The organism is Pseudonocardia sp. (assembly GCF_050246655.1).
In the GTDB taxonomy this organism is placed as follows: domain Bacteria; phylum Actinomycetota; class Actinomycetes; order Mycobacteriales; family Pseudonocardiaceae; genus Pseudonocardia.
On the sequence record NZ_JBFWVQ010000011.1, the window covers coordinates 1 to 15,781 of the forward strand.

A 15,781-nucleotide genomic window follows, 5' to 3' on the forward strand; every position below is an offset into this window, starting at 1 on the left:
ACCCGATGGACGCCCGCCGGGCCGGCATCGAGACCGTCTACCAGACGCTCGCGGTCTCGCCCGGGCTCGACATCGCGGACAACCTGTTCCTGGGCCGCGAGGAGCGCAAGCCGGGCATCCTCGGCTCCGTGTTCCGGATGCTCGACAAGAAGCACATGCGCTCGGAGGCCTCCCGCCACATGAGCGAGCTGGGCGTGGGCACGCTGCAGAACATCGGCCAGGCCGTCGAAAGCCTCTCCGGCGGTCAGCGCCAGGCCGTCGCGGTCGCCCGTTCGGCGGCGTTCGGCAGCAAGGTCGTGATCCTCGACGAGCCCACGGCCGCGCTCGGCGTGAAGGAGGGCAACCGGGTGCTGCAGCTCATCCGGGACGTCCGGGACCGCGGCCTGCCGGTGATCCTCATCAGCCACAACATGCCGCACGTGTTCGAGATCGCCGACCGGATCCACATCCAGCGGCTCGGGCGGCGGGCGACGGTGATCACGCCCCAGTCGCACACGATGTCCGAAGCCGTGGCGATCATGACCGGGGCGGCCGAGCCGCCGCCCGCGGTGGCCTGATCAGCAGCCCGATCGCCACCGCAGACCGGGGCGGCCGCCCCCTTGTGGGGCGCCCGCCCGGCCGCGTCTCAGGATGCGCTGCTCGTGGCTTTCGCCGTCGACGAGCTGCTCGATGAGCTGCTGCTCGGCGACGAGTCCGACGAGGAGTTCGAGGAGTTCGAGGAGGAGCCGCCGGAGTCCGACGAGGCGCCCGACGAACCCGAGGAGCCCGCGTCGGAGGACGAGCTCCCGCCCTTCGCCCCGACAGTGGTGGAGCCGGAGCGGGAGTCGGTGCGGTAGAAGCCGCTTCCCTTGAAGACGATCCCGACCGACGAGAACACCTTGCGCAGGCCGCCCGAGCACTGCGGGCATTCCGTCAACGACGCGTCGGCGAAGGACTGCACGGCCTCGAAGCGGTGGCCGCAGTCCTTGCAGGCGTACTGGTAGGTCGGCACGAGATCCTCCAGAACTGGCACTCTCACACAGAGAGTGCCAGCTTACCCCAGAGCGACGAGTCCGGCGTCGGCGAGCAGCGCGGCGTGTACGCGATGGTCGTGCGGCTCGCCCGGCAGCGACTCCACCAGCTCCTCGTCGTTGAGCACCACGACGAGGAAGGCGTCGGGAGCGGCGAGCGAGAGCGTCATGTCGTAGTACCCGGCGCCCTGCCCGAGCCGCACGCCGCTGCGGTCGACGGCGAGCCCCGGGACGAGCACGAGCCGCGCGCGGGCGACGGCCTCGACCCCCAGCCGCGTGCCGGTCGGCTCACGCAGCCCGATCGGGCCGGGGCCGAGGGAGTCCGGCCCCTCGTAGCAGGCCCAGTCCAGCGGGCCGGGCAGCACCGGGACGATCGGGAGGAGGACCTCGTGGCCTGCGGCCCGCAGCGCGTCGAGGCCCGCCGCCCACGCGGGCTCGGTGCCGACGGGCATGTAGGCGCAGACCGGGCGGCCCGCCGCGTGCTCGTCCGCGAGCCGCACCACCGCGCGGACGAGTGCGCAGCCCCGGGCCGCGCGCAGTTCCCGGGGCTGGGCTCGCCGCCCGGCCCGCAACTGCAGCCGCCATTGCTTCTTGTCGTCGCGCACCGTCACGCCGGGGCCTCCATCCACCACCTTCTGCGGGAGATCATGTCGTGGCACAGTGAAGTGTCCCTCATCGGATTCGCGCGGTGACACAGCGTCACCCGGCTGGTGTCCGCCGGGCGTGGCCGGCACCGCGATTCGCGCGCGCCGCCATCGGCCCGCCGCAGCGCGCCGATAGGCTCGACCACCATGAGCGACCCGTCCGCCCAGGCTGACCGGCCGTTCCGATCCGCGATGGTCCCGGCCGCCGGACTCGGCACACGGATCCCGGCCACGGTGGCGTCGGGGCAGGCGCCGTCGCACTCGGTGCCCGTCGTCGGCCGATCTGCGCCCGCAATCCGCGTGACGGGCGCTGCCCGGTGGCAGGCGTGGATGGGTTCCCGCGGATCCGGTCAGCGGCTCGAGGGCCCCGACCGTGCCCCTGAGCTGCGGGAACGGCCCGCGGCGCGGATGGACGGCGGCTGATGCGGTGATGCGGTCGGTCGACGAGCAGCTCGCGCGGGTCCTGGCCGCCGCGGTCCGCCCGGCACCGGTCCGGGTCGCCATCTCCGAGGCCGGCGGGCTGCGCTGTGCCGAGGAGGTCGTCGCGCCGCGCGCGCTGCCCGGCTTCGACCAGGCCGCGGTCGACGGCTACGCCGTGCGCAGCGTCGACCTCGTCGGTGCCACCGACGACGATCCCGCCGTGCTGCCGGTCGTCGGCGAGATTCCCGCGGGGTCCCGCCAACCGCACCGGCTCCAGCCCGGCCAGGCCGTCCAGGTCGCCACTGGTGCGCCGCTGCCGACCCTCGCCGACGCCGTCGTCCCGCTGGCGTTCACCGACGAGGGCAACGCGAAGCTCGCCGTGCACCGCGTCGTGCCGTCGGCGGGCTGGGTGCGCCGCATCGGCGAGGACGTCCAGCCCGGCGACGTCGTCGTGCGGCGGGATGCGGTCATCGACGCCGTGCAGGTGGGCCTGCTCGCTGCCGCCGGACGCGACAAGGTGCTCGTGTACCCGCGCCCGCGGGTCTCGGTGCTGTCCGTCGGCGACGAGCTCGTCGAACCGGGGCGCACTCCCGGGCCGGGCCAGGTCGCCGACGCCAGCGCCCACGCCCTCTCCGCGGCCGCCCGGGAGGCGGGTGCCGAGACCGCCCGCGCCGCCGTCGTCGGCGGGGAGCCACGCGCCGCCGCGGCCGCGATCGCCGACCGGCTCCCGTTCAGCGACGTCCTCGTCGTCTGCGGGGCAGCGGGTGGGCGCACCGCCGCGGAGATCCAGGCCGCTCTCGCGAGCCTCGGCAGCCTCGACGCCACCCGCGTCGCCATGCACCCCGGCTCCTGCCAGGGCTTCGGCCGCCTCGGCCCGGACGGCGTGCCCACCTTCCTCTTCCCGAACCACCCCGCCACAGCGCTGCTGCTGTTCGAGGTGTTGGTCCGGCCGCTGCTGCGCACCGCGCTCGGCCTGCCCGTGCACCGCCGCACCATGACCGCGCAGCTGCTCTCGCCCGTCACGTCCGTGCCCGGGCGGCGCGGTCACCTGTGGGGGCGGCTGCTGCGCGAGCAGAGCACCGGTGAGTACCTCGCCCAGCCGCTCGTCACGTCCGGCGGGCAGCTGCTGTCCTCACTCACGGAGGCGAACGCTCTGATCGTGCTGCCCGAGCACGTCACCGAGGCGGGGCTCGACGAGAGGGTGTCCGTCACGTTCCTGCCCGCACCGCGTTGAATCGTTCCGTGGCGTACACGGTGCCGGACCGACCGGGCCGGCACCCGGGGTGGCCGGCGCGGCTCGGGCCGCTGCGGGTCCGTGCGGGCCTCGTCGCGCTGCGGCCGGTGTGGCTGCGCGACGGCTCGACCTGGTCGTCCATCCGCATCCGCTCCGAGGGCCACCTGAAGCCCTGGGAGCCGACCGCCCCGGGTTCGTGGGCCCTGCGCAACTCCGCCGGCGAGTGGCCGCCGCGCTGGTTCCAGCTGCGTGCCGCCGCCCGCCGCGGCCAGGCCCTGCCCTTCGCGATCACCCTCGACGGGGGGCTCGCCGGGCACGTCATGGTCGGCAACGTCATCCGGGAACCCCTGCTGTCGGCGTATGTCGGCTACTGGTGCGACGCCCGGCTCGCGGGCGGCGGGATCACGACCGCCGCGGTGGCGCTCGTCGTCGACCACTGCTTCGGCGACGTCGGCCTGCACCGCCTCGAGGCGACCGTCCGTCCCGAGAACGCCGCCAGCCGCCGTGTCCTCGCCAAGCTCGGGTTCCGGGAGGAGGGCCTGTTCCGCCGCTACCTCGACGTCGACGGTGCGTGGCGCGACCATCTCGTCTACGCGCTCACCGCCGAGGAGCAGCCCCCGACGGGCTTCGTCGGGCGGATCGTGGACACCGGGCACGCCGAGCGGGCATGACGGCTCGCCCCGACACGCCGGCACGTGGTTCTGCCGCCACGGCGCGTCGCTGCACCATCGGCCGCCCGCCTCTCGTTAGCGTGGGGCGAACGGGTGTGATCTCCGTCCGGACGGCGGGGGAGCCGCGCGGTACGGGGAGGAGGCGGCCGTGCCCAGCTCGCTGATCTTCGCGGGACTGGTGGTCCTGTGGCTGCTCATCCTCGTCCCGACGGTCGCCCGGCGCCGTCAGGAGGTGCCCCGTCCGACCACGGCCGCGCTCTCCGGGCGGGTCCTCCGGCGGCGACCTCCCACGGCCGCCGGACCCGCCCGGCGACGGGGCGAGGAGGTGGACGCCGTGCCCGACACCGAACCGATCACCGCTGCCGACGTGGTGGTGCCCGATCCCCGGGCCGCCGCGGCCGGGTCCGACGGCGGATCCGATGCTGGCGACGGTCCGGACGCGTACGTGGACGGTGCCTCGGGGCCCGAGGACGCCGTGCCCGATGCGGAGGCCGTGCCCGATGCGGAGGTTGGGGACCGTGCCGAGAGCGCGGACGCCGTGCCCGATGCGGAGGCCGCCGCCACGGCCGTGGACGGCACCGCGGACGGTACCGTCACCGTCGACGTGGACGCCGGGATCGAGCCCGGCGAGCCGGCCGTCGTCGGGAGCGCAACCGCCGGGGGCGACGCGGACGAGGACACCGGCACCGCCGACAGCCCCGCCGCGACGTCCGATCCGGGCTCGGGGCCCGCGCGGCCGGACGGGCCGATCGCTCTGCGCGCGGACGGGGCCACCGAGCTCGTCGCGGCACAGCCGGCGGGAACGGCCACGGACGACGCCGACGAGCCCGGTTCCCCGCGATCGGACGGGCCGGCCGACGTCGCCCGGGCCGGCTGGGACCGCGACCCGAACGGCCGTCCCATCCGGGAGCCCGGGGCCCGTTACCGGCCGGGCCGTGGCGGGTTCGATCCCGCCGCCGCGGCGCGGGCGGCCCGGGCGAAGTACGCGTTCCGGCAGCGGATGGTGCTCGCGCTGCTGGTGGCGGTCGTCGCGACGGCCGTCGCGGCCGCGTTCCTCGGCACGCCGCTGTGGTGGGCGCACGGCGCCGTCGACCTGGTGCTCGTCGGATACCTCGTGCACCTGCGTCGCCTGGTCCGCATGGAGGAGGCCATCCGCGCGCGGCGGGCCGCCCGGATGGCGGGCGCTCGCGGGAACGCGGAGGTCGGGACCGACGACGACCAGGCTCGCGGACAGGACTCGATCGGGGCCCGCGCGATCGACCACGTCGACGACGCCACCCACCCGGGAATGCGCGACGATCCCCGGGTACGCGATCTCGGCATCGGTGTCGCAGCGCACCCCGGCCGGGCGGGCGGCGCCGCAGACGGCCCGGAGCAGGCCGACGGCGCACCGAAGGCGCTTGACGGCGGGGACGGCGGGGAGCGCGCGCCCGATCCCAGCGGAGACGCGAACCGGGCTGACGCCGCCGAGGACGTCCCCGCCCTTCCCCGGCTCCGCCCGGCCCCGCCGCTGCCGCTGCCGTCCGGCACGGCGCCCCTGCAGGTCGACGACCTGGACCCCGAACTGCCCTCGCTCGACCGCAGCGCCCCGTGGCGGTACCGGCGCGCGGTCGGCCAGTGAGCGGCTGCTAAGGTCGTCTCCGCCGGACGGGAGACCGCCGGGCATCAGGGGCTGTGGCGCAGTTGGTAGCGCGACTCGTTCGCATCGAGTAGGTCAGGGGTTCGATTCCCCTCAGCTCCACCCATTCTCATCCGGCTTCCCTGTCGTTGACGATCTATTTGATCTTCCGTGGGGCCCGCTCGGGGACCGCGGCGCTGAGTGGGGCGACGACCGCCGTCCGCCCGCGTCACCAAGGTCGCAGCATCTCCTGTACGACGTCGTCCGGACGCTCGGTGTGCGGATAGTGCGAGCAGTCGGCGAACGAGACGAGATCGACGCTCGGGCCGAAGCGCTGCTGGATCCGTTCCGACTGCGCACTGCCCGAGATCGGATCGCTGTCGCCCCATATGAACCTTTGCGCGACGCGGCTCGTCTCGATCGCACTGACGAGTCGGTCGGTGCGCTCGTATCGCTCCGGGATGTAGCGCAGGAACCGGGGCATCTCGCGCGTGCTGTCGGTGCCGCCGAACGCGATCCAGTGTTGGGCCAACGTCGCACGTGACGGCTGATGAGCTGGGTCATGAGGCCGGGATGGGCGGCATGATCATGGGTCTCATCGACCCGAACGCCGAGCTGCCGATGTTCCAGGAGCGCATCCTGCCGCTGCTGGTCGAGGCCGGCATCCGGCACTGAGCCGCCATCGTCGGGATGGCCGACGCCGGCGACGCGTCGTCCGCGAGGGCGGGAGCTCGGGACCGATCGGCCGAGCGGGAGTCGCCGACGCGGGGTCGGACTGTTCGCCCGGCACGGGTGAGGCCCGCGCGGCGATGCCGGCCTTACGTTCCGCACCGGGCTGTTGGCGGTGCCGGCCGATGTCCCACGATCCCGGAGTGGCCGTCGGGTTGCTCGACTCCGGTGGTCGAGGTCCGAATGGAGGTGGGTCGGGTGCCCCAGACACGTGTCGATCATCCGAGTCTCGACGAGCGGACCGCCAGGGGGCTGGCGGCCCGGGATCTGACCCCGGCTTCCAGCCACTCCGGCTGGCGACCCGCCACGGATCGCCCGGATCCGGTGGCCCTGCTCGAGGCGCAGAACCTCACGCGTGAGCCCGATCTCGTACCGGTGCGCCACGGCCGGATGATGGTCTCGCCGTTCACCTTCTACCGGGGGGCGGCCAAGATCATGGCCGCGGACCTGGACGGTACCCCGACCGCGGGGCTCGTCGTGCAGTTGTGCGGCGACGCCCACCTGTCCAACTTCGGGGTGTTCGCGTCGCCGGAGAGGCGGCTGTTGTTCGATCTGAACGACTTCGACGAGACGTTGCCGGGCCCGTTCGAGTTCGACGTGAAACGCATGGTGGCCAGCTTCACGATCGCCGCCCGCAACAACGGGTTCTCGAAGGCGGACACGCGGCTGGCGACGATGGCGGCGGTGACGGCCTACCGGGAGGCCATGGCGGAGTTCGCGGGCATGCGAACGATGGACATCTGGTATGCCCACCTGGACGAGGACGAGCTCATGCGCGGGATCCGGGCGACGGTCACCGGAATGGAGGACGAGGCGAAGACCAAGAAGGGCGGACGCGCGGAGTCGAAGGGCAAGGTGGAGAAGGAGGCCAAGGCCGCCCGGCGGGCGGAGCGGAGGGCGGAGAAGACCCGCGAGAAGGCACGCACCCGCGACAGCCTGCAGGCGTTGTCCAAACTCGGCGAGTTGGTGGACGGTCAGTATCGGATCGTCAGCCAGCCACCGATCATCATTCCCGAGCGCGACCTCGGCGCGACGTACGACATGTCGGCGGACGAGGTCGGCCAGACCGTCCGCGATCAGCTGCGGGCGTACCGGAGGACCCTGCAGGACGACCGGCGGAAGCTGCTGGAGCGCTTCAGGGTCGTCGACACGGCTCGCAAGGTCGTGGGGGTCGGCAGCGTCGGTACCCGTGCCTTCATCGCCCTGCTTCAGGGGCGTGACGCGGGGGATCCGCTGTTCCTGCAGGTCAAGGAGGCAACCGCCTCGGTGTTGGAGGATCACCTTCCGAAGAGCCGGTACCGGCAGCACGGCGAGCGTGTCGTGCAGGGCCAACGGATGATGCAGGCGGCCAGCGACATCTTCCTGGGGTGGACCAGAGGGCGCGACGTGAACCGCAACTTCTACTGGCGGCAGTTGCGCGACATGAAGGGTTCGGCTGTCGTCGAGGAGATGGCACCGTTCGGGCTCACCTATTACGCGCGCGTCTGCGGATGGACCCTGGCACGGGCGCATGCCCGCTCCGGAGATCCGATCGCGATCTCCACCTACCTGGGCGATGACGACACATTCGACCGCGCGATCACCGACTTCTCGCAACGCTATGCCGACCAGAACGAGCAGGACTACGGGGAGTTCGTGGAGGCTGTTCGATCCGGTCGGCTGCAGGCCGTCGAGGGCGTCTGAAAGGTCGCGAGCCGACGCGGGTCGTCGGTCACCACCAGCCTTTGCGGCGGGTCCAGACCAGCAGCATCGTCGACATGGCCGTCATGACGGCGAGGAGACGCCACGAACGTTCCCGCGCTCGTCATCCTCCTCGTCGTGATGGCGGCGATGTCCCTCGCGCTGCTGACGTGGGCGCGACGGAAGGGATGGTGGTGAGTATCGGCTCCGGTACCGGCGGGGCCCGGTCCGGCTGCGACGGCCGCGCCGACCGGGGTCGGAATCGCCCACATCGGATGGCGACGGCGACCTTCCGGTGCTCCACGGTGCGCCAAGCGAACGGACCTGCAGGAAGGGCTGACGCGTCGTATGAGCGGAGAATCACGGACGGCCGACGTCGGTCGGGCCGCAGGCGGTGTACTGCTCACGCTGGCCACCGGCCAGTTCCTGATGACGCTCGACACCTCCGTCATGAACGTGGCCATCGCGACCGTGGCCAAGGACGTGGGTACGACGGTGAGCGGCATCCAGGCGGCGATCACCCTGTACACGCTCGTGATGGCCGTGCTGATGGTGCCGGGCGGGAAGGTCGGTTCCATCATCGGGAGGCGGCGCGCGTTCTCCATCGGCTGCATCATCTACGGCATCGGCTCGCTGACCACCTCGCTCGCGCCGAACCTGCCCGTCCTGATCATCGGTTGGTCCGTGCTGGAGGGCGTCGGTGCGGCCCTGATCCTGCCGGCGATCGTCGCGCTCGTGGCCGGGAACTACCCGCCCAAGGGACGGCCGCGCGCCTACGGCCTCGTGATGGGCGCGGGGGCGATCGCGGTGGCCGTCGGACCGCTGATCGGCGGCTTCGCCACGACGTTCTTCTCCTGGCGGTGGGTATTCGCGGGCGAGGTCGTGCTCGTGATCGCGATCCTCCTGCTGGCCCGACGGGTCCAGGACGCGCCGCCCGAGCAGCGCGTCGGTTTCGACGTGGTCGGGGCGCTGCTCAACGGGCTGGGGCTCGGGTTGGCCGTCCTCGGTGTCCTGCGCTCGTCGGACTGGGGATGGGTCACGCCACGGGTCGGGGCCCCGGCCCTGCTGGGCCTCTCCCTCACGGTCTGGTTCGTCCTCGCCGGGCTCGCGGTGATGTGGCTGTTCTTCGATCGGGCGTCGCGGATGGAGGAGGCCGGCCTCGAACCGTTGGTGAAGCCGTCGTTGTTCGCCAACCGCCAGATGAGCGGCGGCCTGCTGATGTTCTTCGTGCTGTTCCTCGTCCAGGCCGGGCTGTTCTTCACGATCCCGCTGTACCTGTCGGTCTCGTTGGGCCTGACAGCGCTGGAGACCGGTATCCGGATCCTGCCGCTGTCGATCACGCTGCTGATCGCCGCGGTGGGCATCCCCCGGTTCCTCCCCGCCGCATCGCCGCGGCGGATCGTGCGGCTCGGCCTGATCGCCATGTTCCTCGGCATCGTCGTGCTGCTGACCGCGTTCGACGTGACCGCCGATGCGACGATCGTGACGGTGCCGCTGCTGCTCGCCGGCCTCGGCATCGGGGCGCTCGCGTCCCAGCTCGGCGCGGTGACCGTCTCGGCGGTGCCGGACGAGCTGAGCGCGGAGGTGGGCGGGCTGCAGAACACCGGGACCAACCTGGGGGCGGCCGTCGGCACGGCGCTCGCGGGGTCGATCCTCATCAGCGCGCTCACGGCGTCGTTCCTGACCGGCGTCCAGGAGAACCCGGCCATTCCGGAGCAGGTCAAGACGCAGGCCGACGTGCAGCTGGCCGGCGGTGCGCCGTTCATCTCCGATGCGGACCTGCAGACCGCTCTCGCCGAGGCCGGGGTCCCGCCGGACGTGGCGGCCGCGGCGACGGAGGTGAACGCGCAGGCCCGCCTCGACGGGCTGAAGGCGGCGCTGACGGTCCTCGCGTTGATCGCGCTGATCGGGGTGATCCCGGCGCGCCGGATCCCCACGCATCCACCGGGATCCGCGCCGGGCTCCTGAACCGGTCCGGCCGGCAGCCGGGCCGCACGAGCGCAGCTCAGCGCAACACCCGCTCCAGGACGGCGAAACCCTGCCGCATGTCCTCGGCGGTCGTTCCCGCGTATCCCATCAGCAGGGCGGTCTCCTGGCGGGGCCCGAGGTAGTGCGTGGACAGCGGCCAGACGTGCACGCCGTGGCGGAGCGCGCGCTTGGCGACCGCCCGGTCGTCACGGCCCTCCGCGAGGCGGCCCACGAGGTGCAGGCCGCCGTCCGAAGGCGACAGGTCGAGCGTCCCCGCGAGACGGTCGGCCTGCCGGAGCAGCTCGTGCTGGCGCTCCTGGTGCAGGACGCGCATGCGGCGCAGGTGGCGGACGAGGTGGCCGCGCTCGATGAAGTCGGCGACCACGGCCTGGTCGATGAGGTGGGCGTGCATGTCGGTGCTGAGGTGGGCGGCGAGGAACCCGTCGACGAGGTCCGGCGGAGTGATGAGGTAGCCCAGTCGCAGCCCGGGGAACAGCACCTTGCTGAAGGTCCCGGCGTAGACGACGCGATGGTGGGGATCGATGGCCATCAGCGCGGCCTGCGGACGGCCGCGGTAGCGGAACTCGGCGTCGTAGTCGTCCTCGAGGATCCAGGAGTCGTGCCGTTTGGCCCAGGCGATCAGCGCCAGCCGCCGGTCCAGCGTCATGGTGTGACCGAGCGGGAACTGGTGTGACGGGGTCACCGCGGCGAGGCGGGCGTGCGGCTCCAGCGCGATGCCCGCCGCGACGTCGAGCCCGTCGCGGTCGACGGGAACCGGCACGATCCGCGCGCCGGCGGACACGAGGGCGGCGCGCGCACCGAGGTACCCCGGGTCCTCCAGCCAGGCTGCGTCGCCCGGATCCAGCAGGATACGCGCGCAGAACTCGAGCGCCTGCTGCGATCCGGTGGTGACGACGACCTGGTCGGCGGTGCACCGGATGCCGCGGGCCGTGCCGATGGAGGAGGCGATCGCCTCGCGCAGCGGGCGGTAGCCTGCGACGTCGTCGTAGCGCATCAGCTGGGGGGCGGACCTGCGGAACCGCTCGGCGTACAGCTTCGCCCAGGTGTCGAACGGGAACGCGTCGAGCGCCGGCAGACCGATGAGGAACGACGTGCCGCGGGGCTCGTGCCCGAGCACCGACGGGATCGGCACGCGCCGGACCATCGCCAGGCGTTCCCCGCGGGCCGACAGCTTCGCCGTCGACCCGCCCCTGCGCGACCGCCTCGACGGCTTCTCGGCCGACAGGAGCTGTTCGGGCAGGATCTGCGCGACGAACGTGCCCGACCCCTGCCTGCCGGTGATGTAGCCCTCGGCGCGGAGCTGCTCGAACGCGGCGAGGACCGTGTTGCGCGACGTCCCCGCCTCCGTGGCGAGCGTGCGGCTGGGCGGCAGCTGCGCCCCGGCGGCGAGCTGGCCGGTGAGGATGCTCGTGCGCAGCTGCTCGTACAGCTCCTTGTAGGCGGGCACCCCACCTCGTTGCGAATTGGCCCCACCGCGTCCGGGCGTGTTGCGAGCAGATGTCACGTGGCACCCCTGGTCCTCGGACGATTGGCTCTGGTGGACCCCGATCCTGCCGTTACCTTCGGGAACCAGCCGGCCGCGACCCACGAGTCCCGCGTGAGAGGCCGGCTCCCACCGAACAGGAGTCGACCCATGCCGATCTACCTGAGCATGCAGCGTGTCAGGTTCTCCAGCCCCGATGCCTACGAGAAGTTCAAGGTCGTCTTCGCCGACACCCGCCACCACCTGATGAAGCTGCCCGGCTTCCTGCACCTGACCTGGTGGGAGCACCCCGACGACCCCACGTGGTTCAACGAGTGCAGCTTCTGGACCAGCAAGCAGGCGCTGCGGGACTGGCACATGGACACCTACCACAAGCACGCCAAGGCCTGGGCCGCCAACGGCGCGATCATGGAAGACATCATCACCAACTTCGAGCTCGTCGGCACGCGGCTCCTGCGGATCTGTCCGTGCTGCAACGAGCTGCAGGACAAGGCCTACGATCTCGCTCAGGAGCAGGCGACGTTGCGCGAGCAGTGCCCGAAGTGCGGCTTCCACTTCCCCTACCTGACCGAGCAGCCCTCCAGCTTCGCGGTCTTCAAGGACGTCGTGCCCGATACGCCAGGGGACGCGAACGGCGCGGAACCGGCGACCCGGCAGCTGGGGGAACCGGTACCTGCCGGATGAGGCTGCTGCTCGGCCCCCCGCGGCGGCAGGACCGCCGGCGGGGCCGGGCCGACGCGCGGCGGTCAGGCCGGCGCATCCCCGGTGACGCTGAACGGCTGGTCGGACATCATCAGGCAACGCTTCGTCGCGCTCGACATCACGCCCCGCGACGCCGACGACCTCCGCGGGACGGTCCTCTCCCACCACGTCGGCCACCTGCAGGTCTCGACGGTCACCTCCACCCCGCAGCGGTTCGTGCGGCCGCCCTCGACGGCCGCGGCGGAGGTCGACGACGTGTGGGCACTGGGGCTCGTCGAGCAGGGCACCGGCCACCTGCACCAGGACGGCCGCACCTGCGTGGTCACCGACGGCGGGTTCGCCCTCTACCACACCACGCGGCCGTTCATCTGGGCGTTCGAGGGCGCACGGCAGCTGCGGGTGTGCACCTGGCCGCGGCCGAGCGTCGCCCTCGCCGATACCGACGCGCAGAAGCTGACGGCGGTCACGGTGGCCGGGCGATCGTGCGTCGGCACCCTTCTCGCGCCGATGATCCGGCAGCTCTCCGACCGCGGTGCACCGACGCTCTCCCCGGCGTGCTCGGTCCGGCTGGCGGGCGAGATCGCGGAGATGGCGATCATCGCCGCCGCCGAGGCACGCGGCGACGACGATCGGGCGCGCTCCGACGGGGGCCTGCTACGCACGGTCACCACCTTCATCGAAGGCAAACTGGCCGACCCGGACCTGGACGCGGACCGCATCGCCCGGGAGTTCTTCATCTCCACGCGCACGCTGCACCGGCTCTTCACCCGCAACGGCCTGACCGTCGGGGCCTGGATCAAGAGCCGGCGTCTCGCGGCGTGCCGACGTGCGCTGTGCTCCCCGCACGCCGCTCGCGTACCGATCGGCCAGATCGCCTCGAGGCACGGCTTCACCAGCGCGTCCTACTTCAGCCGTGAGTTCGCGAACCGGTTCGGGCTGAGCCCTCGGCAGTACCGGCTGCACCATGTGGGGCGCTGACGAGCCCTCCGAGCGGATCGATGACTGCAGAAAATTTAGGGTTGCAAGCCAATAAATCTGCTGTCTATACTGCAGATATTCCACCCTCTAGTTGGAGGATCCAGGACGAGAGGGTGGAGGGCATCGCAGGAAGTCGTCGATGGGAAGGAGTGTTCGCGATGCTGATGCGCACCGACCCGTTCCGCGAGCTGGACCGGCTCGCGCAGCACACTCTCGCCGCTGCCTCCGGAGGCACCTGGTCGCGCCCCGCAGCCATGGCGATGGACGCCTACCGGCACGGTGACGAGTTCGTCGTCGAGTTCGATCTCCCCGGCGTCGACCCGAAGGGGGTCGAGCTGTCGGTGGAGCGCAACGTGCTGACGGTACGGGCCGAACGCCGGCCGGCGCCGCGCGACGAGCACATCGAGCTGCAGGTGGCGGAGCGGCCGCTGGGCGTGTTCTCCCGTCAGCTGTTTCTCGGCGACGCCCTCGACACCGATCACATCCAGGCCGCCTACGAGCGCGGCGTCCTCACCCTCCGCATCCCAGTGGCGGAGAGGGCCAAGCCGCGCACCATCGCCATCGCCACCGAGGGCGCTGGCCGGGAAGCGATCGACGCCTGATCGGGTGCGGCCATGCCTGTGGAGATGGCGCTCCCGGAGACCGAACGCACACGGGTGGACGTCGCGTTCACCGCGATCGTGGCCGAGCTGATCGCCGAGTCGCCGACCGCCGAGTCGCTCGGTGCGCCCGCGCCACGGCGGATCCCGCCGCGGCCACGTGTCGCCATGGTCCACGACCGAGCCGACTCGGTGCCGCGTCGCCCGCGGACCCGACACGCGACGAACCGCGGGTATCCGCACGGCCGCAGATGGTCGGCACGGGCACGATCCCCTCCGTGCACCGCGGGGTCCCCCGGCACCCGGCGTTGACAGGAGACGACCGACGAGGGAGGTGGGAATCGGTTCGAGCACCGGCACATCGCAGGAAGCCCGGCCACGTCGCCCGGCGCGGACATCGCGCCGGGCGCGGCCGGGCCCGACGGGGAGGAGAGACATGAGCCTGGCGAACGTGTGGGTGCAGGCCCTCGACGGCAGCCTGGTCCGGGCGGACCAGGTCACCGAGATGACGCTGCACCAGACCCCGGAGATCGCGGGCAAGCCGTCCCGGTGGCTGTTCGACGTCGCCACCGGCACGCCGGTCGGGAGCGGCGACGCCGACGGCTGGCGCACCGGGCCGCTGCACCGCACCCTCGCCCAGGCCGACGCGCCGCCGCGCGGCGCTCCGGTCGCGCTGGCCCGGCTGCTGGCGCAGCTCGACGCCGTCGACGCCGCGGGTGTCGTCCGGGCCGACGTCGCTCGCCGGCACGGCGGCCCGGACCGCGCCGCGGCAGGCGACGTCCACTTCGGCTTCACGCCCTTCACCACCGCCGCGGCACACGACGCCCCGACCCGACAGGTCGCGCCGTCACGGGACGGCACTGCTCCGGCCACCTCGGCCGCGGGCGGGCCACCCCCGGCCGACCGCGCACCGCTCGCCGCCGGCCGCGGGCGCGACGACTGACGGCCGGCCGCGACCCGACCCGCGAACTGACTTCACCGATACCGGCCGGCCGGTCCGCCGACAGGCACCGGACGGTCGAGGACCATGGCAGCGACACACGAAACCGGGAGGCGGATGATCGGACCTCGGAGAGTGAGGACGAACGGATGGCTCGGCACGTGAGCAACGATCTCGGCAGGCTGGACGACGAGGACTACCCGGCGGTCACCATGGGACAGGCCGCCGAGCTCCTCGGCGTCCAGCCCGGCTTCCTGCGCAGCCTGGACAGCGCGGGCGTCCTGCACCCGCACCGCACGGGCGGCGGGCACCGGCGGTACAGCCGGCGCCAGCTCGCCCTCGCCGCCCGGCTGCGCGAACTGCTCGACGCCGGCCATCCGCTCGCCTCGGCGTACACGATCAGCGGCCTGGAGGGCGAGCTCGTCGCGAGTGACACCCTCCGCCGGGAGTCCGACGACGCCCACGCGCTCACCCGCAGCGAGCTCGAGAGCGCCCGCACCGAGCTGGAGAGCACCCGCGCCGACCTGCGCGACGCCCAGGCCCGCCTCGAGGTGCTGCAGGAGCGGCCCGGGTCCCGCGCCACATGAGCCGGACGCCCGCCGGGTCACGGCGCCCGGACACGTCGGTGGGACCCTTCGCGATCAGGCGTGGGACAGGTCGGCGACCGGCCTCCCGTTGACGGCGTTGGCCAGCTGCGGCACCAACCGGTCCAGTGCGTACAGCAGGGCTTCCGGTCCGCTGCAGGACAGCGCGCCACTCAGGTGGGAGTCGAACGCTCCTTGCCCAGCCTTGCCGGTGAGCAGCAGCTGGACGTCCCACGGGGTCTCCTCGTCCGGGTGGTCGTCGGGCTGGATCACCGTGGGTGCGATCTGGGACAGCCGGTCGTACGTCGGCCTGTCGATCGTCTCGTAGACGGCGAAGATGACGTCGGGTTTCGCCGTGGCGATCGACTCGTAGTCGATCCCGTCTCCGCCGAGGGTGGGGAGGACTTTTCCGCCGGTCGCCTCCTTGACCCAGGGGAAGTCGTCGTAGCCGTCGAACCACTCGCGGGTCGCGACCGGAACCACATCCAGGGCGAGCACGA

17 protein-coding genes, 1 tRNA gene and 1 pseudogene are annotated in these 15,781 nt (G+C 72.5%); 14 read left to right on the top strand and 5 right to left on the bottom strand.

Annotated features, from left to right (window positions below; genetic code table 11):
- A partial coding sequence (locus AB7J25_RS06045; protein ID WP_428505918.1) for an ATP-binding cassette domain-containing protein occupies positions 1-557 on the top strand: 557 nt, incomplete at its 5' end.
- 84 nt (positions 558-641) lie between these two features.
- Positions 642-836, top strand: a complete 195-nt coding sequence (locus AB7J25_RS06050; RefSeq protein WP_428506099.1) for a hypothetical protein — start codon at positions 642-644, stop codon at positions 834-836.
- A gap of 62 nt (positions 837-898) precedes the next feature.
- Here AB7J25_RS06050 and AB7J25_RS06055 read toward each other — a convergent pair.
- Both AB7J25_RS06055 and AB7J25_RS06060 read right to left on the bottom strand, forming a co-directional pair.
- Positions 899-1,018: pseudogene (locus AB7J25_RS06055) on the bottom strand (FmdB family zinc ribbon protein); the annotation flags it as partial.
- A 15-nt stretch (positions 1,019-1,033) separates the two neighbouring features.
- Positions 1,034-1,621 (bottom strand): 5-formyltetrahydrofolate cyclo-ligase, encoded by a 588-nt coding sequence (locus tag AB7J25_RS06060; protein ID WP_428505920.1) that lies wholly within the window; start codon positions 1,619-1,621, stop codon positions 1,034-1,036.
- Positions 1,622-2,084: 463 nt separating this feature from the next.
- Here AB7J25_RS06060 and glp point away from each other — a divergent pair, with 463 nt between their 5' ends.
- From glp to AB7J25_RS06080, 4 genes are all read left to right on the top strand, one after another.
- Positions 2,085-3,308: a molybdotransferase-like divisome protein Glp gene (gene glp / locus AB7J25_RS06065; RefSeq protein WP_428505922.1), complete on the top strand. Its 1,224-nt coding sequence runs from the start codon at positions 2,085-2,087 to the stop codon at positions 3,306-3,308.
- Between the two features lie 8 nt (positions 3,309-3,316).
- Entirely contained in the window at positions 3,317-3,979 is a 663-nt protein-coding gene (locus tag AB7J25_RS06070; RefSeq protein ID WP_428505924.1) for a GNAT family N-acetyltransferase, read from the top strand.
- Between the two features lie 148 nt (positions 3,980-4,127).
- The gene (gene sepX, locus AB7J25_RS06075; protein ID WP_428505926.1) at positions 4,128-5,600 is read left to right on the top strand and encodes a divisome protein SepX/GlpR; all 1,473 of its coding nucleotides are present in this window, start codon (positions 4,128-4,130) and stop codon (positions 5,598-5,600) included.
- A gap of 47 nt (positions 5,601-5,647) precedes the next feature.
- A tRNA-Ala gene (locus AB7J25_RS06080) sits at positions 5,648-5,720 on the top strand.
- Between the two features lie 106 nt (positions 5,721-5,826).
- Here AB7J25_RS06080 and AB7J25_RS06085 read toward each other — a convergent pair.
- Complete coding sequence (locus tag AB7J25_RS06085; protein ID WP_428505928.1) at positions 5,827-6,081, bottom strand: alpha/beta fold hydrolase; 255 nt, start codon at positions 6,079-6,081, stop codon at positions 5,827-5,829.
- 56 nt (positions 6,082-6,137) lie between these two features.
- On the opposite strand from AB7J25_RS06085, the gene AB7J25_RS06090 reads away from it, so the two are divergent.
- The 3 genes from AB7J25_RS06090 to AB7J25_RS06100 all read left to right on the top strand — a co-directional run bounded on the left by AB7J25_RS06090 (position 6,138) and on the right by AB7J25_RS06100 (position 9,974).
- A complete protein-coding gene (locus tag AB7J25_RS06090; protein ID WP_428505930.1) occupies positions 6,138-6,272 on the top strand; it encodes a hypothetical protein in 135 nt (44 codons plus the stop codon).
- Between the two features lie 252 nt (positions 6,273-6,524).
- Entirely contained in the window at positions 6,525-8,009 is a 1,485-nt protein-coding gene (locus tag AB7J25_RS06095) for a DUF2252 domain-containing protein (protein ID WP_428505932.1), read from the top strand.
- Positions 8,010-8,354: 345 nt separating this feature from the next.
- Positions 8,355-9,974: an MFS transporter gene (locus tag AB7J25_RS06100; protein ID WP_428505934.1), complete on the top strand. Its 1,620-nt coding sequence runs from the start codon at positions 8,355-8,357 to the stop codon at positions 9,972-9,974.
- 37 nt (positions 9,975-10,011) lie between these two features.
- Here AB7J25_RS06100 and AB7J25_RS06105 read toward each other — a convergent pair whose 3' ends face one another.
- Positions 10,012-11,442 carry a PLP-dependent aminotransferase family protein gene (locus AB7J25_RS06105; RefSeq protein WP_428505936.1) on the bottom strand — a complete coding sequence of 477 codons (1,431 nt, stop codon included), beginning with the start codon at positions 11,440-11,442 and terminating at the stop codon, positions 10,012-10,014.
- 186 nt (positions 11,443-11,628) lie between these two features.
- Between AB7J25_RS06105 and AB7J25_RS06110 the strand changes: the two genes are divergently transcribed.
- The 5 genes from AB7J25_RS06110 to AB7J25_RS06130 all read left to right on the top strand — a co-directional run bounded on the left by AB7J25_RS06110 (position 11,629) and on the right by AB7J25_RS06130 (position 15,284).
- Positions 11,629-12,162: an antibiotic biosynthesis monooxygenase family protein gene (locus AB7J25_RS06110; protein ID WP_428505938.1), complete on the top strand. Its 534-nt coding sequence runs from the start codon at positions 11,629-11,631 to the stop codon at positions 12,160-12,162.
- Between the two features lie 81 nt (positions 12,163-12,243).
- Complete coding sequence (locus AB7J25_RS06115; RefSeq protein ID WP_428505940.1) at positions 12,244-13,158, top strand: helix-turn-helix domain-containing protein; 915 nt, start codon at positions 12,244-12,246, stop codon at positions 13,156-13,158.
- Between the two features lie 158 nt (positions 13,159-13,316).
- On the top strand, positions 13,317-13,760 hold the full coding sequence (locus AB7J25_RS06120) for an Hsp20/alpha crystallin family protein (RefSeq protein WP_428505942.1): 444 nt from the start codon (positions 13,317-13,319) through the stop codon (positions 13,758-13,760).
- A 433-nt stretch (positions 13,761-14,193) separates the two neighbouring features.
- On the top strand, positions 14,194-14,700 hold the full coding sequence (locus AB7J25_RS06125) for a hypothetical protein (RefSeq protein ID WP_428505944.1): 507 nt from the start codon (positions 14,194-14,196) through the stop codon (positions 14,698-14,700).
- Between the two features lie 146 nt (positions 14,701-14,846).
- Entirely contained in the window at positions 14,847-15,284 is a 438-nt protein-coding gene (locus tag AB7J25_RS06130) for a helix-turn-helix domain-containing protein (RefSeq protein WP_428505946.1), read from the top strand.
- A gap of 54 nt (positions 15,285-15,338) precedes the next feature.
- On the opposite strand, the gene AB7J25_RS06135 is transcribed toward AB7J25_RS06130, so the two are convergent.
- Positions 15,339-15,781: ABC transporter substrate-binding protein (locus tag AB7J25_RS06135; protein ID WP_428505948.1), on the bottom strand; the 443-nt coding region annotated here is incomplete at its 5' end.

Excerpts from the sequence above, each read along its gene's own strand:
- AB7J25_RS06100 (WP_428505934.1), top strand. The coding sequence starts at position 8,355 with ATGAGCGGAGAATCACGGACGGCCGACGTCGGTCGGGCCGCAGGCGGT.
- AB7J25_RS06120 (WP_428505942.1), top strand. The coding sequence starts at position 13,317 with ATGCTGATGCGCACCGACCCGTTCCGCGAGCTGGACCGGCTCGCGCAG.
- AB7J25_RS06125 (WP_428505944.1), top strand. The coding sequence starts at position 14,194 with ATGAGCCTGGCGAACGTGTGGGTGCAGGCCCTCGACGGCAGCCTGGTC.
- AB7J25_RS06130 (WP_428505946.1), top strand. The coding sequence starts at position 14,847 with ATGGCTCGGCACGTGAGCAACGATCTCGGCAGGCTGGACGACGAGGAC.
- AB7J25_RS06085 (WP_428505928.1), bottom strand. The coding sequence starts at position 6,081 with ATGCCCCGGTTCCTGCGCTACATCCCGGAGCGATACGAGCGCACCGAC.
- AB7J25_RS06110 (WP_428505938.1), top strand. The coding sequence starts at position 11,629 with ATGCCGATCTACCTGAGCATGCAGCGTGTCAGGTTCTCCAGCCCCGAT.
- glp (WP_428505922.1), top strand. The coding sequence starts at position 2,085 with ATGCGGTCGGTCGACGAGCAGCTCGCGCGGGTCCTGGCCGCCGCGGTC.